This is a genomic window from Ktedonobacter robiniae (assembly GCF_016587375.1).
Taxonomy (GTDB): Bacteria; Chloroflexota; Ktedonobacteria; order Ktedonobacterales; family Ktedonobacteraceae; genus Ktedonobacter; species Ktedonobacter robiniae.
The window spans coordinates 905,112-927,743 of the sequence record NZ_BNJG01000003.1; the positions used below are offsets into that span (position 1 = coordinate 905,112).

Sequence of the window (22,632 nt, forward strand, 5' to 3'; positions counted from 1 at the left end):
AGAAGCAAGATGGAAGCAGAATCCTTGCAGGAGATTGGAGACGAGGCATGCTGGAGCTACAAGCAAGATATTTACCTATTGAAGATTATGCCATTATCGGCGACCTGCATACGGTGGCCCTGGTTGGGAAGAATGGCTCGATTGACTGGTGCTGCCTGCCGCGTTTCGACGCACCAAGCGTCTTTGGCGCGCTCCTGGACGCAAATAAAGGCGGCTTCTTTCAGATCGCACCCACGCCAACGAACGATTTGCGCAGTTCGCAGATGTACCTGCCCGAAACCAACGTCTTACTCACGCGTTTTCTCTGCGTTGATGGTATTGGTGAGATTACTGATTTCATGCCCATCAAAGATGATGACGATTCCCACACCCTACCCCATCACATCATTCGCTCAGTCGAGGTCGCCAGGGGAAGCATGGAGTTTCACCTGACCTGTCGCCCAGCTTTCAACTATGCTCAGGATGAACATGATACCCATCTGACGGAGCAGGGAGCCGTCTTCCACAGCCAGGGTCTCCACCTTGGACTCTCTACTAATATCGCGCTCTATCCAGATGATCAGGGAGGTGTGCAGGCGCATTTTGTCTTACATGAGGGTGAGTCACTGCACTTTATGTTGGAGAGCACTACCGCGGGTGCGCAGGCTCCTGATCCCCTCTGCGAAGAGGGCTACCAGGAGATGTTTCATAGCACCATGACCTTCTGGCGCCAATGGCTCAAGAAATGCCAGTATCGCGGGCGCTGGCGCGAGTATGTCGAGCGCTCTGCCTTGCTGCTAAAATTGCTGACATATGCCCCCACCGGGGCGATTGTGGCCGCACCCACCACCAGCCTGCCCGAGACCATAGGTGGAACACGCAACTGGGATTATCGCTTTACCTGGCTGCGCGATGCCGCCTTTAGCCTCTATAGCCTGCTCACTCTGGGCTTTACCCAGGAGGCGGAGCAGTTTATGAACTGGCTGGACGAGCGCTGTCACGAGCTACCAGATTGCGGCTCGCTCCAGCCTATGTACGGCATCGATGGTGAGCATAATCTCAGCGAGAAAATTCTGCCTCATTTAGAGGGATATCGGGCCAGCGCGCCCGTCCGCATCGGCAATGGCGCCTATACCCAGATGCAGCTCGACGTGTATGGCGAGATGCTGGACGCGATCTATATCTATAACCGTCACGAGGACATCTCATACGACCTCTGGGAGCATATGCGTAGCCTGCTGCACTGGCTTGAGGACCACTGGCAAGAGCCGGATGAAGGCATCTGGGAGGTACGCGGCGGTTCCAAACACTTCGTCCACTCGCGCCTGATGAGTTGGGTGGCCTTCGACCGCGCGCTGCGTCTCGCCAGGCACCGGGGCCTGCCCGCTCCCTACGCCGAATGGATGCAAACAAGCACCCAGATCTATCAACAGATCATGGAGGAAGGCTGGAGCAATAAAGACCAGAGCTTTGTGCAATATTATGGCGGCGACGCCATCGACGCCAGCCTGCTCCTTATGGGCCTCGTCAAGTTCACAGGAGCCAACGAGCCACGTATGCTCTCAACTATCCGCCGTATACAGCGTGATCTCGCCAAAAGCGCGCTTGTGAGTCGCTATGACCCACAATGTGCCGCCAGTGATGGCATCGAAAGCACTGAGGGGACCTTCGGCGCCTGTAGCTTTTGGCTGGCGGAGAACCTCGCCCGCTCAGGCTGTCCCCGCGAGGGCAGGCTCCTGCTGGAGAAGATGCTCTCCTTTAGCAATCACGTTGGACTCTTCGCCGAAGAGGTCGGGCTGGTCGGCGAGGCCCTGGGCAACTATCCCCAGGCCTTTACGCACCTGGCCATGATCACCGCCTGCGTCAACATTGATCGCGCCCTCGACGGCAATCCAGATCACAGTCCACTCTAATCGGCCTGGCTTCTAGGAGGTCGCATATGATGCCTGGTCAGACTATGTGGGTCGTACTCCGCCGTGCCATGTGGATCGACATGGATCTGGACAGTTGCCAGGCGAGGTTGTGTGTGAAAGAGCGCATGCCGCACCTCCTCGGCGATATCATGGCTCTGGCGGATACTCAAATTCTCATCGACCTCAATGCGCATATCGGCCTCCAGAGCACGTCCTAGCCAGCGCGCACGCAGCTCCAGTACATCGAGTACGCCGGGAATCGCTCGCGCTGCCCGCTCCAGGCTATCTATTACCTGCGGGTCAACCGCGTCCATCAGGCGATGCCACATCACCAGGGCCGTATCCTTGACGATAAGGAGAATCGCCAGCGTGATTAGCAGGCCAATGGCCGGGTCCACCAGGGGAAAACCTAGCAGAGAGCCGGCGGCACCGATGAGGACTGCGAGCGAGGTCAGGCCGTCTGCCTGAGCGTGTTTGCCATCCGCCACCAGGGCGGCTGAGCCGATCTCTTTACCAACGCGAATGCGAAAGATGGCCACACCCTCGTTCCCCGCGAAGCCGACAATAGCCGCCAGCATGACCCACCAGGCATAATGCAGCGGCTCAGGGTGCAAAAACTTCGTGATACTTTCATAGCCTGCTAGGAGCGCGCTCAGGAAGATCATCAGCACGATTACCACCCCGGCCAGGTCCTCAAGTCTACCATAGCCATAGGTATAGCGCCGATTCGCCGCACGCCGACTGAACGCAAAGGCAATCCAGAGCGGCACCGCCGTCAGGGCATCAGAGAAATTATGAATGGTATCCGCAAGCAGGCCGACACTTCCACTCAGCATGGCAATCACAAGCTGAAAGAGCGCCGTGACCCCTAGGCCTAATAAAGAGATCTTCAGCGCCCAGATACCCCGGTCACTACTCTCCAACGCGGTATCCACAGATGCCTCAGCATGACTATGGCCATGCACGAAGGGCAGCGCCTCCAACAACCAGCCCCAGCGCCCATGAACATGCTCGTGATCATGCTCATGGGCATGGGCATGGGCATGGGCATGGGCATGGTCATGGCCATGATGCTCATGCGCTTCATGCTTCTCATGCTCATGTGCATCGGACGTATGCCTATGCTTATGCTGGTCAAACATAGGGCCAGGAGCCTGCCCTGGCACATGGTCAGCATCTTCCATATTTCCTCTCAACTTCCATAACGCTCTATTGCTGGAAAAACGCATACAGGTAGAGTCAAACCATAAACTTAGCAGAGCATAGAATGCGCTATTTCCAGTATAAAACGCACGGCATCCTGGCGACAAATCTCGCAGGGTAAGAGGAGATGGTACACTGTTATCCTTTCAGTCCTGTCGTGTTTACTCCCTGGATTAAGAGACGCTGGAAAATCAGGAAGAAGCCGAAAATGGGTAACAGAGATAGCACAGACATGGCAAAAAGTTGCCCATAGGCCGAATTTCCTGTACTATCCACAAATTGACTCAGTGCAACTGGAATAGTGAACGTTGATTCGTCACTGAGGTAGATCAACTGGCTAAAAAAGTCGTTCCATGTCCAGATAAATGTAAAGATGGCTGTAGTCACCAACGCGGGCAGCGCTAACGGCAGGATGATGCGCCAGTAGAAGCTAAAGTGGCTACAGCCATCTATCCTGGCAGCATCATCCAGTTCTGTTGGAATACCACGAATAAACTGGATCATCAGGAAGATAAAAAATGTATCTGTAGCGAAAAGCTTGGGCGCGACCAATGGAAGAAACGTACCTATCCATCCCAATTCTTTGAAGAGAATATATTGTGGCACAATGAGTACGTGCGCTGGCAGCAAGATTCCTCCCAGCATCAAAGCAAACCAGAAGGGTTTATATTTGAAACGCAGGCGAGCAAAGGCATAGGCAGCCAGCGAACAGGAAAAGATATTACCAACAACCGCGCCAAGGCAGACTACCAGGGAACTGAGAAAGAAGCGGGTGAAAGGATAGTCAAGGGCATTCCAACCCTCGCCATAGTTCCCTAGTGTCCACTGCGTCGGCACCAGGCCTGGGCTTGAGAAAATCAGATCCTCTGGTTTAAATGAAGAGCTGAACAACCAGAGCAAAGGATAGATCATAATCAATGCGCCACCTAGCACGAGCATATACAGCAGGAAGCGCGTAAATTTTTTCGCGAACCAGCGCGTGTTAGTCCTGGCTTTGCCGGTTCTGGATAGAGATGTGATCATCACTTATCTCCCCTCTCATCCTGATAGAATACCCAGTAACGCGAGGTCAGGAACGCGACCGCGGTAAAACATGCCACCGCGATCAACAAAACCCATGCCATTGCTGAAGCGTAGCCCATCTTTAGATTGGCGAACCCTTCCTGGTAAAGATAAAGCGTATAGAAGAGGGTAGAGTTCACCGGGCCTCCGGTGCCGCCACTGACCACATAAGACGGCGTAAATGCCTGGAACGCGCCTATCATCTGCAAGATCAGGTTAAAGAACAACAGGGGCGTAATCAAGGGCAGCGTAATTGACAAAAAGTTTTTCAATGGCCCTGCGCCATCGGTTGAAGCTGCTTCATAGTATTCCTGGGGAATTTGTTGTAGACCAGCAAGAAAAATAAGCATTGGTGAGCCAAATTGCCACACGGCCAGAATGACCAGTGTGTATAGGGCAGTGTCGGGTGTAGAAACCCAGCTCGTGGTAGCATGAATACCAATGAGATTGAGCGCCTGATTCACAACGCCATCTGCGTCAAAGATCTGCCTCCAGAGCAGGGCAATAGCCACACTACTGCCCAACAGGGAAGGCACGTAATAGATTGCCCGGAAGAGCCCCAGCCCGATCAGCCCTCGCTTGAGTAGAAGCGCGACACCCAGCGCTAAAGCAAGCTTGAGTGGTACAGAGAGCACCACGTAGGCAAGCGTTACTCTGACTGCGTCCCACCATTGTGGATCCTGGAACATCGTCAGGTAATTTTGTAAGCCAATCCAACTGGGTGTTCCAATCAGGTTGTAATTGGTAAACGAGAGATATAACGAGGCGATAACTGGTCCCGCTGTGAATATGAAGATACCCACGAACCAGGGGAGAAGAAAGAGGTAGCCGGCGGCATTCTCTTTCTTCTCATGAGAGCGAAGTGCTCGCGGACGTTTCCGGGTGGGGAGCTTCTCACGTACCTCGCGCGTTATGCCCTCAATAGGAGTAAGAGCCATCGAACCACCTCCATAGTTCAGAGCTAAGAGACCGCTTTTACCGCTTCCTGGTAGAAGTTATTGGCTCCAGCCATGATCGACTGTTTCCCGAAGCCTACTGCCTGAGACGCATTGCTAAGCGCCGTTGAGACTTTGCCAGCGACAGAGGGGTCCAGCACGGTCCTGGGACTAGCCGTGTTATTGCTCGCCATCAAGTCTGAGTACGCCAGAACGGCTTTATCTCCAGCTTGCAGTGTAGGCTGAAGCGCGGCACGCGCACGCGCACTCCCTGGTACACCACGGTCCAGGCCGATAGCTTTGGCGCCTTTGGGATCTGTTATCAGGAAATTGATAAAGGTAGCAGCATCTTTGGCATATTTCGATTTTGCTCCAATGCTCATCAACATTGAGGGTTTGAGATAGTTACCAGGTCCGGGACCTGTGGGAACCGTCTGAAGGGCCAGTGTATGCTTCGTCAGGGCCTGAAAGCTGCCAAACTGGTTTGAATGTCCCGTCGCGAAGGCCGTTTTGCCAGCGGCGAGCAGGGAGGTATTAGGCCCACTGCCAGTAACCGTCGCCTGAGTTTGAGCGGGAACACAGGCACCAGATTTGCGCATGCCGTCCCAATAGCTAAACCAGGAGGCAATATCATCGACGGTAAACATGACTTTGCCATCAGTCGTCCATAGTTCCTTGCCTCGCTGGCGCACCCAAATTTCAAACATATCCATCGCTCCACTGGCATCGGGAGATCCATAGACGCCCTTAGATTTAAGGGCACTGGAGATATTACCTGCGTACGTTGCAAATTCGTTCCATGTCCAACTTGTGGGAGGCGTGCCAAGCCCCGCTTCCTGAATGAGCGTGGCATCGTAAATCATGCACTCGTAGTTGCCACCCAGCGAGATACCATACAACACGCCGTTGTCTTCACTATTCTTCAACATACCCTGATCAAAATCAGAGAGATCGATGGTCTTGTCATTGACGAATGGCGTTAGATCCAGCAGTTCATGTTCCTGAACGTATCGCGCGACATACGACATATCCATCTGAATCAGGTCCGGGATGCTACCGCTGGCAATCTGGGTATTCAACTTGTTGAAATAGACGCTAAAGTCGGCGAACCAGGAATGAATGGTAATGTTGGAGTGTGCTTGCTGAAAAGCTTTGATCGCGTTCTGGGTTAACTTATTACGTGATGCGGGCCCCCAGAAAGAGAGTTGAAGGGTTTCGTTAGCCGCTGTGCCGGTATCGCTACCGCAACCAACCAGATCTAGCAGGGTCATACCCGCCAGGCTACTCAGTCCGACCTGGCATACGCGCCTTCGCGTATAAGTAATCCTACTACTCATGTAACTGGACCTCCTTGTTTCGACATGAAGCATTTCATACATTCCGATAATAGGACAAGCGCATGACGATAACTATTCTGCCTGCCTCCATTGCAAGCATAGTGGGAAAGAGTATCCAAGTATCAAAGCAAATAGTGGAACAACCTCTTCCTCTTGAGAAGAGAGACATTCTCCAATGAACAAAGTACGAGTGGGAACTGTACGTTACTGTACGTATGTAGTATCAATAGCAAGCTTGCGTGTGCTTTTTCGTACCACCAGATCCGGTAATAAGATACGCTGATGCAGTTTCATCTCCGAATCGTTTAAGATCTCAACAAGATATTTGATGGCCATACTGTCCTGCTCTCTAAAGGCAAAGTTAATTGTCGTCAGCGGCGGTTCAGTAAAGGAGGCTAATTCCGCGTTATCAAAGCTAAGTACCGAGACATCGTTTGGAATATGCAAGCCATGCTCATGGAGAGCATGCATCGCCCCCAGCGCCATCGTATCTGAACCAACCAGCACAGCAGTAAAAGGCTGGTGTGTCGCTAGAATGCGCTCCATAGCTTCATACCCACTACGAAACGTATAATGTGCTTCGTGCGCAGGTCCCGGCTCCAGACCATGTTGCCGCAATGTCTCTTTCCAGGTAGTATAGCGCAACTGCCCATTGATCAGATTGATGGAGGGCGGAATGGCCGCAATCTGGCGATGCCCAAGTTCAATAAGATACTCCACGGCCATACGCGTCGCGTACACCTGGTCAAAGCCGACCCATGCAAGGCGGGAAGTCGGCACGTAGTCGCGGCGCACCAGGGGGAGCCCGTTACATAGCTCCAACAGCTTCTCATCGGAAATATGAAGAGAAGGAGCATACATCACTACTCCATCTACCAACCTCGCCGCGGCGTTATCCAACGCCATCCCCAGTTCATCCGAGCTGGTCATAGTCACAAGCAGGTTGTAGCCAGCATCTCTAGCCGCCAACGCCATACTCCTGATGGAGTCAGCGAAGTGACCACCCTGCATAATGTCAACAATAATCAACTCCAGAATCTGCGAGCGGTTGGTGTTAAGCATCTGTGCAACTTTATTAGGGACAAAATCCAATTCTTGCATTGCCAGCAGGACACGTTTGCGCGTCTCCTCTGCAACATTATTGTTCCCATTCAAAACACGCGAAACTGTCTGATAGGAAATACCTGCCTGCCGTGCAACATCTCGAATGGTAGTCTTCTTTTTTTTCTGTGCCATGACAGGTTCTTTCCCCATCTCTCTTGCTCACTTGATATGTCCAATGCTGCAATCATAATGTGACCGTTCACAGTATAGCTAATTTTAGATAAAGCTGTCAATAGGTGAACTACTGATATTAAACCCTAAAAATGTTTTAAGCGAAGCATTAATACTCTTAACGCTTTCTTCTCCTAAAAGAATATTCGTGTATTTCCGTATAAAAAAAGTATTATATGTTTTTCTGGCTCCTTTGGCGAGGATTCTCGAGAGGTTGATTCACTACGGCTTGATTTATCCAGCAAAATAGTGCATATAATAGTTGTGATCGGTCACAAACTATGTCGCCCGCTAGACAAAGAAGGTGAAGGGACGGAGCAAGCATGGAGAAGAAACGTTATGCGCTGGTTGGGACGGGGGCGCGCGCCCGCATGTTTATTGACGCGCTCATCACTACATATCGCGACGTGGCGGAACTGGTCGCGTTCTGCGATTTGAGCCAGGTCCGCATGGATTGGTATAACCAGCACTTACAAACGCTGGCGGGATTGCCGCCTCTACCAACCTATCATGCCGAACAGTTTGACGAGATGATTGCCGAAACCCATCCCGATACAGTCATCGTCACGACCATAGATGCTACACATCATCTCTATATCATACGCGCCATGGAATCAGGTTGTGATGTCATCACGGAAAAACCTATGACGACAAGCGCGGAAAAAATGCGAGCTATCTTCCAGACAATTGAACGTACGGGCCGCTCACTACGAGTGAGTTTTAATTATCGCTATGCCCCAGCCTATACGCGCTTTCGTGAATTGGTGATGCAGGGTGCGGTGGGGAAACCGCTGGCAGTCGATTTCTCCTGGATACTGGATACCAATCATGGCGCAGATTACTTTCGCCGCTGGCATCGCGAAAAACAGCACAGTGGCGGTCTGCTTGTTCATAAGGCTACACACCATTTTGACCTTGTCAACTGGTGGATTGCGTCATACCCCCAGCAGGTCTTTGCGCTGGGCGATCTCAGCTTCTATGGCAAGCAAAACGCCGAAGCCCGCGGCGAACAGTATGCGTACGAGCGCTACACTGGCGTCCCGGAGGCTGACAATGATCCTTTTGCGCTGACGTTGGAGAACAATGAGATGTTTCGTGGCCTCTACCGGGCTGCTGAAAATGAGACGGGCTATTTACGAGATCGTAATGTATTTGGAGAGCCGATTACGATTGAAGATACCATGTGTGTGACAGCGCGTTATCGCAATGGCGTGCTACTGTCCTACTGCCTGGTTACCTACGCGCCCTGGGAAGGTCTGCGCGTGGCGATTACTGGCACTAAGGGACGGATTGAGATGGATATTGTCGAGAATGTCAACCATCTCCAAGGGAATGGAGAGGCCAGAATGAACGCCAGCAAAGGGCCTTTCAAATCCGCACGTATCCGTGCGTACCCAATGTTCGCTCTCCCATATGATGTTGAAGTTCCAACGGGAGATGGAGGGCATGGCGGCGCCGATCCCATTTTGCTAGAGCAACTCTTCTCGCCCACTCCGCCAGCTGATCCCTTCAATCGAGCCGCCTCGCATATCGATGGTGCCGCTTCAATCCTGGTTGGCATCGCTTCCAATGAGTCAATGCGCACTGGCAAGATGGTCGTCGTTGATGACTTGTTTGTGCTCCCAGACAAAACAGCAGATGAGAGAGGTAAGTGAGGAGATATTCTAGCATGAGTATTGAAAGAGAGGAGTTACTTTTGCGGCTAAGTATTGTAACAGATGAGATTTCTCAGGATCTTAAGCACGCGCTTCACGTTTGTCGCGATCTCCAGGTCGATACGGTCGAACTACGCAAGGTTGAGGGCAAAGATATAGTTCTCCATGATACGGCCAGCTTGATGCGCATTCAATCTCTCTTGCGCGATCAAGGCTTTCGTGTATGCTCAATTGCTTCACCTTTCCTGAAATGCCCCCTCTGGAGTGAGCTAGCTCTTACAGCCCACACGAAGGAGCAGGCGCGAGAATGGGATTTATTGCAGCGCTCATTTGAGGTCGCCGCCCTGTTTGGGGCTCCACTGGTACGAACCTTCTCCTTCCTGCGCATACCCGATCCAGCAACCATACGCCCAGTTCTCCTGGAAGTGATCGCTGAGGCTGCTCGCCTCACAGAAGAAGCTGGTTTGAAGCTTGTACTAGAGAATGAACATGCCTGTAATATTGCGACAGGAGAGGAAGCTGGTTGGCTACTTCAGCGCCTTCCCGCAGACACATTTGGTGTCATTTGGGATCCCGGCAACGAGGCGTATGTTGGCTCAAGCCCTTTTCCAGCTGGCTACCAGCATGTGCGAGGACGTGTTCTGCATATGCATGTAAAAGATGCTATCTATCCCCTGGATGCGCCCCAGCAGAGGTGCTTCGTCAAGATGGGCACTGGCTCCATCGATTATGTAGGCCAATTCCGTGCGCTTGCTGAGGATGGATACACTGGAACTATTTCGCTTGAAACCCACTATATTCACCCTAACGGTGGACGTGAGCAGGCAACTCGTGAGTCCTTTGCCGCCCTGTACCAGATGCTACAAGAGGCGGAAGTGACACTCAACTAACACAATATATCAAGGTTTCTCTGTATCCTCCATTTACCCCCTCAATCGAGAGAAACTAAGAGGTCAGAGACAAAAGAGAAGCTCTCTAGAGAGCTTCTTTCATGCAAGAAAGGCAGAAAAAATAATGGAAGCATCGCAGGCACAGCGTTTGCGGCACGCCATCATTGGCGTAGGTGCGGGCATTTTGAATGGCCACCGACCAGCCCTGGCGTTACCAATAGTTGATCTTGTCGCCGCGTCCGATATCAATACGACAATAGGTGAGCAGCGCGCCGACGAATTGCAATGCGCCTTTTATGCAGATTACCGGCAGATGCTGGCCGAGACGCAACCAGACGTTGTCGTCATCCTTACTCCTCCTTTTCTGCATGCCTCCATGGTCATAGAGAGTTTGCGAGCAGGCTGTCATGTGCTGGTTGAGAAACCCATAGCGCTTCAGGTGGCGGAGGCCGATGAGATGGTCGCGACCGCGCATCGGTATAAACGTGTGCTTGGCGTCGTATTTCAGCAACGCTATCGCCCCGAGATCATGGCCGCGCGCAAGCTGTTGCAAAAGGGTGTTCTGGGCAAGATCCAGCGCGTCGAGTTGATAGCGGTGTGGACACGGCCATCCTTCTACTATCAAATGGCGCCCTGGCGAGCTACCTGGTCAGGAGAAGGAGGAGGAATTGTCACCAACCAGGCATCGCATAATCTCGACCTGCTCTGCCATTTGCTTGGCTCCCCCAGGCGCGTCTTTGCCTGGACGCGTAACTTGCTGCACCAGATCGAAACTGAGGATACCGTCCAGGCGATGCTAGAATGGCAGGATGGAGCTTTAGGAATGGTGCACATCAGCTCAGCCGAGGCCGATGATCCTGAACATCTGAAGATCATAGGGACCCGCGGCTCGCTGGAAATTGGTCGTGGCAAGCTGCTGGCCCACACGCTAGACCTCGACATGAGCGAATATGCGCTTACCAGCCGAGAGCCCTATGCCCAACCTGTACATCATCCATATGCCATTACGTTGGAACAAGGGCAAGGCAATCACATAGCTGTCTATCACGACTTCCACGATGCTATTCTCCACGGGAGTAGCGACTATGCTGATGGAGTACAGGCATGCCAGGAACTGGAACTGGCAAATGCAATGATCTATTCAAGCCGCTGCCACTGCGAGGTCGAATTGCCGCTCAATCGTCAACACTACTCGTCCCTGCTCAAGGATTTGCAGGCGCAATAATCATAATCCACCTTTGCACAAAACTCGTTGCAAGAGGTAAAAAATCATGTTCCAGTTTCATCTTCTTTTTGACAGAGGTTCGACGCCCCTCCAGAAAAACACTCAACTAGCTGGAAATGGCTATTACCAACTAGCCAGGACTAATATAGGGTGAAACGCCCTGAAATTGACATCCCGTTTTACCACTCTTATACTACATTTGATGCGCATAGCTCCTGATAAGAGGAAGTAAAAATTCCTTGCGCAAATATACTCTATTTTTAGGAGATGATAGTTGAAGCGCAAACGGTTCTTACTAGCAAGCGGGATCGTCCTACTTTTCTGTCTACTAGGCGTCCTCCTGGCCATATTTTTTAATCCACAGGCACCTACAGCCAGGCAGGCTACCGTTATGATTAATCCCGCGCCTAAAGTCATTCCCAGTTTGCGCGAGTGGCGGGGTAGTGTGGGGGAGTTCGAACTACCAGTCCGGGCGCATATTGTTATTGATACACGCTATGAAACTCAGTTGAAAGAAGCGGCCAGCACCTTTCAAAATGACCTGCGCATAGTCGCAAAGCGCAACGTCTCTATTTCTACAGCTCCTAATGCCAGTCCGGGCGATCTCTTCCTGACGCTGGGGGCCACCGATCGCGCCATCGGTGATGAGGGTTATCTGCTCACAATCGAGGACAGCGTCATCATCGATGCCCGCACTAGCAAGGGCGCCTTCTATGGCACACGGAGTCTGCTCCAGATCCTCACGCAAGATGACGCCAAATCTCACATCCCCAGGGGCCTGGCCAGGGATTATTCCAGTTATCCTATGCGCGGCTTTATGCTGGACGTTGGGCGCAAATTTGTACCCTTAAACATCCTCAAAGACTATGTGAAACTGCTCGCCTGGTACAAAATGGATGATTTTCACCTGCACCTTAACGATAACCAGTCTGGCGTCGGCAATGAGGATGGGTGGGAAGCAAAGTACTCCGCCTTTCGGCTCAAGAGCGACAAGTTTCAGGGGCTGGCGGCAACCGATGGGGCCTATAGCAAGCAAGATATGCGCGAGCTACAGGACCTGGCCCGTACCTATAGCGTAACGATCACACCTGAGATCGACGCGCCCGCGCACGCCCTGGCTTTCACTAAGTACCGGCCTGACCTGGCGAGCAGCAAATATGACAAAGACTTCCTGGATCTAAGCAATCCCAAAACCTATACTTTTATGGACTCCGTCTGGGACGAGTTCCTGCCCTGGTTCGATACTGATGAGTTTCACATCGGCGTCGACGAGTACGCGGTGAGCGACGCCGATAACTACCGGCGCTACATCAATCACTATATCGCCTACTTGAAACAGCATGGCAAGAAGGCTCGCATCTGGGGCAGCCTCTCAGAGATGAAAAGCTCGGTCCCGGTCGATAGTGATGCCACGCTGGAAGTCTGGAATAACCAGTGGTCGAACCCCATTGATATGAAAAAGATGGGCTTTCGTATCATCAACGCCAACGATCAGAATCTCTATATCGTGCCTGGAGTCACCTACTATCACGACTACCTGGATACCCAGTTACTCTACAACAAATGGGAGCCATACATCTTTGACCTGAGCAACCCCAAACTCAACTATGCGCCGGGCGACCCACAACTTGAAGGCGCCATTTTCGCCGAATGGAACGATAGGCTGGGGGGTGCCGTCGACGAAGCTGGACTACACGAACGCATCAAGCCCGCCGTCCAGGCCTTGAGCGAGAAAATGTGGGGCAGCACGCAGAACCGCCTGGGATACGATCAATTCAAAACTCTAGCAGGTATTATCGGCGACGCGCCCGGAACCCAGCTACCACCAATCACACCCCCACCTCCCTTGCAGGTCCCACCACATACCGATGCCCCGACCCAACCAGAGATGTCCATGCTAACACCAGATCCTGACAGATTCAGGCGAGCCGCGAAGCGCTAATGATCTATGTTTTGAGTATTGTGATGGTCTGGCAGAGCCAGACCATCACAATACTCAAAACACTTTTCCCCTCTAAAAATTTGCTCAAGATTCTGGTCGCTGGCGCTAAATCTCTTTCTATGAGCGATCACGTATGCTATATTCAGCGTACAATTGATGCTCTATTAAGAAAGCTTAAGCTTACATATGGATAACCCCGATAAACTCTTTAATAGGGTAACATACATCGGTAAAGACAATGCGGAGATACAAGCAGATGACTACGATCTGCAGACGCCTGTAGGCGAGGAGCGACGAGGCGGGCGCCTGGGCGATATGCGCTATGTTATTATTCGCCCAGAGAATCCCCCTCTGCGTCGCGTCGGCAGTGGTATGTTAGAGGCCACCGAGGCTGCGGAGATTCCCGAGGGTCGCCTATCCAAAGCGGCCTACTGGACCAAGCGCGCCCTGATTGGCGTCCCCCTGGCCAGCGCTAAGGCGGAGCATGAACGCCTGAGCAAATTTAAAGCCCTGCCTCTCCTCTCATCTGATGCCATCTCCTCAGTTGCCTTCGCCACCGAGGCCATATTGATCAACCTGGCAGCCGCCGGGCCTGCTCACCTGGGCCTGACCCTGCCCATCAGCCTGGTCATTATCCTGCTTCTCTGCATCGTCACCATCTCATACCGCCAGACTATTCCCGCCTATCCCAATGGGGGCGGCTCCTATACTGTGGCGCGCGAGAATCTGGGCAAGCTTCCCGGGCTAGTTGCCGCCGCCGCGCTCCTCATAGACTATGTGCTTAACGTCGCCGTCTGTATCTCGGCTGGCGTCCTGAACATGGTCTCGCTTTTTCCAGAGCTACATGGCTCGATTGTGCTCCTCGACATCGCGCTCGTGGTACTCGTCACACTGCTTAACCTGCGTGGTGTGCGCGAGTCCGGCTCTATCTTTGCCTTTCCGACCTACTTCTTTGTCATCAACGCCGCCCTGCTCATCGGCGTTGGCCTCTTCAAGGCCTATGTCATTCATCACCAACCTTTCATTGGCACTTTTGCACCAATGAAAGACACAGTTTTCGAACCCCTCACAGTCTTGCTCGTACTGCGCGCCTTCGCGACCGGCTGTTCAGCGATGACGGGCGTAGAGGCGATCTCCAACGGCGTGCCTATCTTTAAGAAGCCAGAGACACGCAACGCCGCGACCACCCTGACTATCATGGCTGTTATTCTAGGAACACTCTTTCTAGGCATTACGCTGCTGGCAATGACCTATGGCATTGAGGCTCATCCCTCCGGCAACCCTACTGTGGTGGCCCAGATCGCCCTGAAGGTCTACAGCAATTCTGGCCCGTTTATCGTCCTCTTTCCCATTTTTCAGCTCGCAGTGCTGGGTATTCTGGCCCTCTCGGCGGAGACAAGTTACGCCGACTTCCCACGCCTGGCCTCGCTCCTCGCGCACGATGGCTTCCTCCCCAGGCAGTTCTCGTTCCGGGGAGACCGCCTGGCATTCTCGGTTGGCATTATCGCCCTTGCCATCATGTCCTGTATCCTGCTCATAGTCTTTGAGGGCAGCACCGATGCCCTGATCAACCTCTTCGCGGTCGGCGTCTTTATCGCCTTCACGCTCTCGCAGGCAGGTATGGTCATGCATTGGTGGCGCCTGCGCGGGACCGCTAATAACTGGCGCAGGAGCATCATGATTAATGGCCTGGGCGCTGGCACAACCGCGATTGTGGCTATGATCATTGCCACTATGAAGTTTATGGAGGGAGCCTGGATCGTCATCTTATTGATACCTTTGCTGGTCCTGATGTTTCTAGGTATCGAGCACCACTATCACGTCTTCGAAAGCGAGCGCACCACCGACGTTCCCGCGCAACCACAACAGATCAAGCATCGCGTCATCATCCCTATTGACCGGCTTGACCGCGTCACCATTCAAAGCCTCTCCTATGCGCGCTCTATTACACGCCACGTGACCGCCGTCCATGTCGTCGTCAATGAGGAGAGCGCACTCAAGATACGCCAGGACTGGATGAAGTGGCAGCAGTATATTGGTGAGGATGAGGAGACACACCTGCTGCTGATAGAATCTCCCTATCGCTCACTCTTTCGCCCATTGCTGGCCTACATTGATACGATACGCAAGCGTCATCCCGATGAAACCCTCTCAGTAATTCTGCCAGAGTTTGTCGTCGCACACTGGTGGGAGTATTTTCTGCATAACCAGACCGTGTTACGCCTGAAGGCCAAACTCCTGTTCCGTCCAGGCATCGTTGTGATCAATCTGCCACAACACATTCGTGGCAAACAGCCTGCACTCAGACCGCTTCCCTGGTAAAATAGAGACAATGCCAACCCGGGCATAATAATCAGTGTAAAATACGGAGTAGTCCCTGTATGTATGATATACTCTGGCTTCTATTGCGCATCCTGGTCTTTATACTAGGGGCCACGAGCGTCATTGCCGCGGCGCTTTCCGCGATACGCACCTTTGTGCTACCACGTAGCGTCTCCGATGTGTTTAGCCGCAACGTGTTTCTCGTCGTGCGCATGCTTTTTGAAATACGCAAACGGCGCACCACCACCTATGAACAACGCGATCAAATTATGGAGCTGTACGCCCCCATGAGCCTGTTAGCTCTCCTGGTTACCTGGCTCCTCTGCATCCAGTTGGGCTATACTGCTATGTTCTGGGGATTGAACAGTGGCTCCCTCTACCGGGCGTTTGAGATTAGTGGCTCCTCGCTCTTCACCCTGGGAATAGCCTTTGTCGATACCTTTCCCGACACGCTCCTGACCTTCTCGGAAGCCGCTATAGGCTTGCTGCTCGTTGCATTATTAATCTCCTATCTACCAACCATCTATACCTCGTTCTCACGTCGCGAAGAGGCCGTGACACTGCTGGAGACACGTGCTGGCTCGCCACCTTCGGCGGTCGAGCTGATCAAGCGCTACTACCGCATTGGCGGCCTGGAGCGACTCACCGAGGTCTGGCGTAGCTGGGAGAAATGGTTTGCGGAGATCGAAGAGAGCCACACCTCGCTGGGTTCGCTCACATTCTTCCGCTCACCTCAACCGCAGCGCTCATGGGTGACCGCCGCAGGTGCTATCCTGGATACCGCCTCGCTGATCAATGCGGCTCTGGATATTCCGCACGATCCCCAGGCGGATCTCTGTATTCGTGCTGGCTATCTCTGCCTACGCTATGTCTCAAGCTTCTTCAAAATGCCCTTTGATCCTAATCCCGCGCCAACCGATCCTATCAGTATCTCTCAGGTAGAGTTTAATCTCGCCTATGACGAACTCGCCGCGGAAGGTGTGCCGATGAAGCCGGATCGCGAGCAGGCCTGGCGCGACTTCGCCGGTTGGCGTGTCAACTACGATACGCCCCTTCTGGCCCTGGCGGAGCTAACCGACGCACCGCGCGCCCCCTGGGTCTCCGACCGCTTCCTGATTCATCCCCCTCGTCTGCTAGTTCGCTACCGCAGGTAAAATGGCCCCCGCTCATACAGGAGGGCACGGTAGTGCTTGTAAACGGCGCGTTCAATGATTGTGCTGCTCAACGTTCGCGCCTTTTACCACTCTCATCGCTTGATAACGTGCAGGTGTGATCCCAAAGGTGGCTTTAAACATCCGACTGAAGTGCGCTTGATCAGCAAAACCAGCCTCTATAGCGACCTCGGCCAGCGATCGGCCCTGGACGAGCTGTTCGCGAGCAAAGTCAAGACGCCGCATAAGCAAATAGCGGTAGGGACTGGTCCCACACATGATCCGAAACTGCCGGGCCAGATCGTAGCGGGTGAGTCCAGTCACCGCCTCCAATTCCAATGAGTGGACGACCCGCGTTTTCTGAGTGTCAAGATACTGGCCTGCTCGTTTCAGGGCAGCAACATCGAGATGACGAGGAAGGGGGGCTTGCTTGCAACTCGGATCTGCCTCCATCAGCCCCTCTGCCAATTGCATGATGAGACTATCGATTGCCAGCGATTCGCGGGTGTCCTGAAAGGCATTGATGACTGCGGCAGACAATTTCTGATTCATTGTAACCGGCGCGCATACAAATGGCAGCGAGCAGTTATGAGTACACATGGTCTGGATCGCTTCAAAAATCAAAGCCGGTTCCACATACAGCTCGCGATATCCGAAGCCCTCTTCCGTGCCTGCATGCCCATCATGGACCTCATCGGGATGCAGTACCACTACCTGGCCTGGTGTGCTGATCTCTGAGTGGCCTCGGTAGTCGAAGGCCTGGATACCAGCGGTCGTCAGGCTGATCGCATAGGTGTCGTGGCGGTGCTTCTGATAGGCACGCCCTTGAAACCATGCTTCTAAGAATTCTACTCCATATTCCGTCTCAGTACTCCGCATCCAATCCTGTGTGCACAATCGTTCAAGACCAATGCCGCTGGCTTTGCTATGCTTCTCAATCATAACGACTGACCTCAAGAATTCTAGTATGAGGAGGGATCTCAGTGATGACAGCCAGTCAAGGTATCACCTTTTTGCTCTTCGCCGTCGTTGCTGCTATTACGCCTGGACCCAGCAATCTCATCTTAACCTCGACAGGTGCCAACGTAGGGTTGCTTCGTGGGCTCCCCTGCCTGGGTGGGGTGGTAATTGGAATGGGGCTCATGATGTTCCTTGTTGCCTTCGGACTTGGAAACGTCGTTCTGGCGAGTCCGGGACTCATCCTGCTTCTCAAGTGGGGGGGCATTGGCTTTCTGCTCTGGCTGTCGTGGAAGGTTGCCACGGCAGGTCGCAGTGACACGACAACAGAGAAACAGCCTCTCGGTTTTTGGGGCGCAGCTGCTTTTCAATGGATCAATCCTAAGTCGTGGCTCGTCAGTGTCAGCGCGGTTAGCGTCTACTTGCATCCTATCGCAGGCACAGCATTCACCCAGGCGATAGGCTTTGGTATGCTGTTTATCCTTGCCGCTCTGCCAAGTTGTTTCATCTGGCTGGCGTTTGGAGCAAGCGTACAGCGATTTCTGTCCACGAAACGAAGCGCAAGAATATTCAACGTTACAATGGGAGTCCTGCTCGCAGGATCTGTTCTTCTGTTCATCTGGTAACTAAATAGTCCACTGTCTCTTTGCTCTCCTGCCGGGCGGGGGCATGGCCAGTTTATTCTGATTAATGGTGTGTTGAAGGATGGCGCCCAAGGCCGCCATCCTTCAACACACCATTACCCGGCGAGAAACACCGCAGGGGCAAAAGAGGTTGCCTACTGGCTGGTGAAGCGGTCGATGGTCACGCGAATAACCTGGTTATACTCCTGCCTCATCGACTCGGGAGTATAACCTATTTCCTGCATTTCAGCGCCATATTTAGCCTTATAGGCGGGCAGGGTAGTGTCGGGCCGCTCTTCGTCACTTGAGAGCACACGCGCCTGGCCTTCAAGGATAATCACGTCGCCACCATCATCAGTATTGTCCAGGGCTAACACGACATTAGGATTCTGGGCAAGGTTGCGGATCTTCTGGTTATTCTTGCTAAAGATGAGGACTGATTCGCCCTCCCACAGGAACCAGACGGGCACGCTATGTGGGCGTCCATCGGATCGCACCGTTGTAAACCAGGCAATCACCTCATTTGTCAAACGCTCTTTTGTGTGCTCTTTTAAGGTTTCAACAGAGAAACTCATCTTTCTACTCCTTTATCATAACCGTTACTTATCATAACCATTACTTCTGCGATTCCTTTACAGGTGCATAGCCGATTAATGCCAGCAGCAGGAGCACAGGCGCGCTCCCCAGGAGGGCCAGGCCAGCAAGCAGGCCAAAGCGTGCCGCCAGCAGACCTACAATAGCGGGCAGGGCGGCCTTAAGAGGCTCTCCAAAGCCAGTAATAGCTCGGACCAGGCTGGAACGTCCCGGCAACTGCGCATAAGTCTGAGCCTGAGCAATGGGATACCAGCCCGCAGCACCTAGCCCGACTATACCCAGAGCCAGGCCCGCTAGCCAGGTGACATGCGTCGTCAACAGCAAGAGCATGCCAGCCAGGACAACTACAGCCATCCCAGCCAGCACGCGATGCGGCACCTGGCTGGCGACTCGGCGTAGCCACGGCTGACGATCCAGCAGCGCCAGACCCAACAGACTGCTCATCAATGTACCTGTAAGTAGCCAGCCAATGGTCGTCTCGCTGGCATGGAGCGTATCGCGCAGGTAGAGCGCTGCAAAGCCAAGCAAGACCTCATCCACCATATCTGGAATTAACGCGAGCAGCCCCCAGCGCAGTAGAGCAGGATTGCGCATAGCCTGGCTCAAAGCACTCCAGGTACTTACACGACCTTCTTCTGGGATGACACCAGGCTCGGCGCGAGCTATATCATCACTGCTAACGAATGACCCTTCAGCTTTTATTCCCACAGCTTCGCACCTGGGAAATGGCTGCGCGACCGTAAGCAGGAACAGAAGCGCCCATAAGCCAGCCGCGAGCCAGCAGATCTCGGGCCAGCCCTGCTGTAAGCTCACCAGGGCCGTTACCAGGAGCGGCGCCAGGATATCTCCCACGCTGGCAAGCAGGGTCCAACGCGTCATTATCGCTACACTCCTGGCAGGATCACTATCAATCAGTGTGGCCTCCGCCAGCCCCACAGCGGTTCCTACGGCGGGATAATAGAGCGCAAACACCACCAGCAGGACACCATAACTGGAGGCGAAAGCCGCCACGACAAAGCACAGGATCAAACACAGCAGCCCACCAAAAATCCACCAGCGCTTGGAGTGGCGGTCACTGAGCACATTGATAATCGGCTCCAGAACCATAGCTGAACAACTGCCAACGGCAAACAACAGGCCAATCTGTTCATAACTGAGTCCCAGGCGATCACGCAAGAGGGGCAGGCCAACAACAGGAAAACCTGAAACAATCTCGTCAAACAAACCATAGCTGAGCAGGGTTGCCTGCATATAGGCCGCCGATATCCCCCGGGTAGCAGGCTGGCGAAAAACATTCTTGAAGTACATCACGCAAACTTCTCCTCCAACAAAAACTCTGAATAAAGAGCAAAATCTCATTCAGAGTGGGAGGAGCGCGCGCACAAAGGCCGCGACCGGCCATTGCCGCTCGCGACCAATCTTCACCCGTGAAAGAATTCGGGTTGCAAAACTGAAAGTTACTTGCGGGTTAGCAGGGGCTATGTGTACTCATAGAGGTGTTTACCTTATAGACAAACGTTGTTACTCATAGTATACCTCAAAATCTGCATTCGCGCCTATAGCACCCCGTCTATCTTGCAACTGATCAGCGACAAGATGCGTACTTGTTTTCAGTACACACATTCGTCGCATGTTTGAAGCGGCGCTAGCAGAGAAAGGATATGCTGTGTCCGAAAATCCATCGACTGCAACGACCCCTCGCCTGGAAGAGTTCACCACCTTTGTCCACCAGATGCTGAAGGAATGGCAGGTCCAGGGAACAGCCATCGCGATTGTCAGAGATGGGCAGGTTATTTTCCAGCAAGGCTTCGGCAAGCGCGATACAAAACATGACCTGGATGTCACGCCTCAGACGCTCTTCCCCATTGCATCATGTAGCAAGGCCTTCACGACGGCCGCTCTCGCGATCCTGGCCGATGAGGGACGCCTGGATTGGGATACACCGATTCGCACCTACATCCCTACCTTTCGCCTGGCTGATCCCTTTGCCAGCGAGCGCCTGACGGCTCGCGATCTGGTCTCGCATCGCTCCGGCCTGCCACGCCATGATCTGGCATGGTATAACTCAACCGCCAGCCGGAAAGAACTTTTTGAGCGCCTGCCCTACCTGGAACCAACCAAAGACTTTCGTACCCTCTGGCAATACCAGAACCTGATGTACATGGCCGCAGGCTACCTGATTGAGCAGATCACCGGGCAGACCTGGGAAGAGTTTGTACGTGTACGCATCTTCGAGCCGCTTGGCATGCGCCAGAGCAATTTCTCTATCGTGGAGACGAGCGAGCAGGCAGAAAACTTCTCCCATCCCTACAAGGAAAGCAAGAGTGAGGTCAATGAAATAGCTTTCTATGGAGCGCAGGGAGCCATTGGACCCGCGGGAGCCATCGTCTCTAATATCGAAGAGCTAAGCAACTGGCTTCAACTACACCTGAACAAGGGACTTTACAACGACCAGCGCATCCTCTCTGAGAGCCAGGTAACACAGCTACATGCCCCTCAGATGGTCATCCCAGGCATAGACAACTATCCCGAACGCCCCTTTGCCAGCTACGCGCTGGGCTGGTTTGTACAGCCCTATCGTGGCTACCCCATGATCCATCACGGTGGCAATATTGACGGCTTTAGCTCCCTCGTTTCGCTCTTCCCCGGCCAGAATATTGGTATCGCCGTGCTGACAAATATGAGTGGCTCCCCTGTACCAACTCTCCTGACCTACGCGGCCTTTGAGCACCTGATGGGCCTGGAGAGAGTGGACTGGCACGCACGCGCGCAGAAAACTCGTGAAGAATTCAAAGCAGCGGAGCAGCAAGGCCAGGAGCAGGACGCAGACGAGCGCATACCAGACACTCAACCATCACACCGACTTGAAGCGTATGTGGGAACCTATACACATCCAGGCTATGGCACATTTGGAGTAACACTGGAGGGCGAAGAGCTATATGCCGAGTTTAACCAGATGAAAGCGCCGCTCAAGCATTACCATTACGATATCTTCTCCCTGGAGATTGAGCGTTTCGATATCAACCTCAAGGCCTCGTTCCAGGGCACTGTCCGTGGTGATATTGATACCCTCATCGTTCCGCTAGAGCCCACCGCCAACGATATCGTCTTCAAACGCAGCATCAATAAGCAGCTCACCGAGAAGAGCTTTTTGGAGCAATTTATCGGTGAATATGAGGTACTTGATACAGTTATGGTCGTCGTCCTCAAGGGTGAACAGACGCTCCAGGCAACCATTCTCGGTCAACCCGACTACGAACTCCTACCCTATAAAGAGACAGAGTTCCACGTCAAAGGCCTATCAGGCATACGCATCAACTTTGTGCAGGGGGCTGAAGGCCAGATCGTTGAAGGCAAACTAACACTCCCCTATGGCGTCTTCAACGCCAAAAAGAAGTAGTAGAAAGCAGAGAAAGGGAAAGGGACCGGTGCGACGTATACGTCGCACCGGTCCCTTTCCCTTTCTCTGCTTTCTGACTTGTATCAATAAAAATTAGGGACTAAAGTCCCTATACAGTTGGGGCTACACTGGAATAAAACATAGCGACATAGTGAGCAGGTAGAATCAG

At 53.1% G+C, this 22,632-nt stretch carries 17 protein-coding genes; 9 read left to right on the forward strand and 8 right to left on the reverse strand.

Annotated elements, in window-relative coordinates; all coding sequences use genetic code 11:
* Positions 1 to 47: 47 nt before the first annotated feature.
* The gene (locus JMJ04_RS36620) at positions 48 to 1,892 is read left to right on the forward strand and encodes a glycoside hydrolase family 15 protein (protein ID WP_201375304.1); all 1,845 of its coding nucleotides are present in this window, start codon (positions 48 to 50) and stop codon (positions 1,890 to 1,892) included.
* Here the strand turns inward: JMJ04_RS36620 and JMJ04_RS36625 are convergent.
* The 5 genes from JMJ04_RS36625 to JMJ04_RS36645 form a co-directional block, all read right to left on the reverse strand.
* The gene (locus JMJ04_RS36625) at positions 1,889 to 3,076 is read right to left on the reverse strand and encodes a cation diffusion facilitator family transporter (RefSeq protein ID WP_201375305.1); all 1,188 of its coding nucleotides are present in this window, start codon (positions 3,074 to 3,076) and stop codon (positions 1,889 to 1,891) included. The genes JMJ04_RS36620 and JMJ04_RS36625 overlap by 4 nt on opposite strands.
* 157 nt (positions 3,077 to 3,233) lie before the next feature.
* The gene (locus JMJ04_RS36630; protein ID WP_236038851.1) at positions 3,234 to 4,118 is read right to left on the reverse strand and encodes a carbohydrate ABC transporter permease; all 885 of its coding nucleotides are present in this window, start codon (positions 4,116 to 4,118) and stop codon (positions 3,234 to 3,236) included.
* A complete protein-coding gene (locus JMJ04_RS36635) occupies positions 4,118 to 5,095 on the reverse strand; it encodes a carbohydrate ABC transporter permease (RefSeq protein WP_201375306.1) in 978 nt (325 codons plus the stop codon). Before JMJ04_RS36635 ends, JMJ04_RS36630 begins: the two co-directional genes overlap by 1 nt.
* Before the next feature lie 23 nt (positions 5,096 to 5,118).
* Complete coding sequence (locus tag JMJ04_RS36640; protein ID WP_201375307.1) at positions 5,119 to 6,429, reverse strand: ABC transporter substrate-binding protein; 1,311 nt, start codon at positions 6,427 to 6,429, stop codon at positions 5,119 to 5,121.
* A gap of 204 nt (positions 6,430 to 6,633) precedes the next feature.
* A complete protein-coding gene (locus JMJ04_RS36645; RefSeq protein WP_201375308.1) occupies positions 6,634 to 7,665 on the reverse strand; it encodes a LacI family DNA-binding transcriptional regulator in 1,032 nt (343 codons plus the stop codon).
* A 362-nt stretch (positions 7,666 to 8,027) separates the two neighbouring features.
* On the opposite strand from JMJ04_RS36645, the gene JMJ04_RS36650 reads away from it, so the two are divergent.
* The 6 genes from JMJ04_RS36650 to JMJ04_RS36675 all read left to right on the forward strand — a co-directional run bounded on the left by JMJ04_RS36650 (position 8,028) and on the right by JMJ04_RS36675 (position 16,892).
* Positions 8,028 to 9,359, forward strand: coding sequence for a Gfo/Idh/MocA family oxidoreductase (locus JMJ04_RS36650; protein ID WP_201375309.1), 1,332 nt, complete (start codon positions 8,028 to 8,030; stop codon positions 9,357 to 9,359).
* 14 nt (positions 9,360 to 9,373) lie between these two features.
* A complete protein-coding gene (locus JMJ04_RS36655) occupies positions 9,374 to 10,249 on the forward strand; it encodes a sugar phosphate isomerase/epimerase family protein (protein WP_201375310.1) in 876 nt (291 codons plus the stop codon).
* A gap of 124 nt (positions 10,250 to 10,373) precedes the next feature.
* On the forward strand, positions 10,374 to 11,474 hold the full coding sequence (locus JMJ04_RS36660; protein ID WP_201375311.1) for a Gfo/Idh/MocA family protein: 1,101 nt from the start codon (positions 10,374 to 10,376) through the stop codon (positions 11,472 to 11,474).
* A gap of 274 nt (positions 11,475 to 11,748) precedes the next feature.
* Positions 11,749 to 13,416 (forward strand): family 20 glycosylhydrolase, encoded by a 1,668-nt coding sequence (locus JMJ04_RS36665; RefSeq protein ID WP_201375312.1) that lies wholly within the window; start codon positions 11,749 to 11,751, stop codon positions 13,414 to 13,416.
* 186 nt (positions 13,417 to 13,602) lie between these two features.
* On the forward strand, positions 13,603 to 15,738 hold the full coding sequence (locus JMJ04_RS36670) for an APC family permease (RefSeq protein WP_236038854.1): 2,136 nt from the start codon (positions 13,603 to 13,605) through the stop codon (positions 15,736 to 15,738).
* 59 nt (positions 15,739 to 15,797) lie between these two features.
* On the forward strand, positions 15,798 to 16,892 hold the full coding sequence (locus tag JMJ04_RS36675; protein ID WP_201375313.1) for a hypothetical protein: 1,095 nt from the start codon (positions 15,798 to 15,800) through the stop codon (positions 16,890 to 16,892).
* Between the two features lie 51 nt (positions 16,893 to 16,943).
* Here JMJ04_RS36675 and JMJ04_RS36680 read toward each other — a convergent pair whose 3' ends face one another.
* Positions 16,944 to 17,831: an AraC family transcriptional regulator gene (locus JMJ04_RS36680; protein WP_201375314.1), complete on the reverse strand. Its 888-nt coding sequence runs from the start codon at positions 17,829 to 17,831 to the stop codon at positions 16,944 to 16,946.
* A 44-nt stretch (positions 17,832 to 17,875) separates the two neighbouring features.
* Between JMJ04_RS36680 and JMJ04_RS36685 the strand changes: the two genes are divergently transcribed.
* Complete coding sequence (locus tag JMJ04_RS36685; RefSeq protein ID WP_201375315.1) at positions 17,876 to 18,472, forward strand: LysE family translocator; 597 nt, start codon at positions 17,876 to 17,878, stop codon at positions 18,470 to 18,472.
* Positions 18,473 to 18,624: 152 nt separating this feature from the next.
* Here JMJ04_RS36685 and JMJ04_RS36690 read toward each other — a convergent pair whose 3' ends face one another.
* Positions 18,625 to 19,044, reverse strand: a complete 420-nt coding sequence (locus JMJ04_RS36690; protein WP_201375316.1) for a pyridoxamine 5'-phosphate oxidase family protein — start codon at positions 19,042 to 19,044, stop codon at positions 18,625 to 18,627.
* Between the two features lie 40 nt (positions 19,045 to 19,084).
* Entirely contained in the window at positions 19,085 to 20,371 is a 1,287-nt protein-coding gene (locus JMJ04_RS36695; protein WP_236038989.1) for an MFS transporter, read from the reverse strand.
* Between the two features lie 358 nt (positions 20,372 to 20,729).
* On the opposite strand from JMJ04_RS36695, the gene JMJ04_RS36700 reads away from it, so the two are divergent.
* Positions 20,730 to 22,463 (forward strand): serine hydrolase, encoded by a 1,734-nt coding sequence (locus tag JMJ04_RS36700; protein WP_201375318.1) that lies wholly within the window; start codon positions 20,730 to 20,732, stop codon positions 22,461 to 22,463.
* Positions 22,464 to 22,632: the final 169 nt, after the last annotated feature.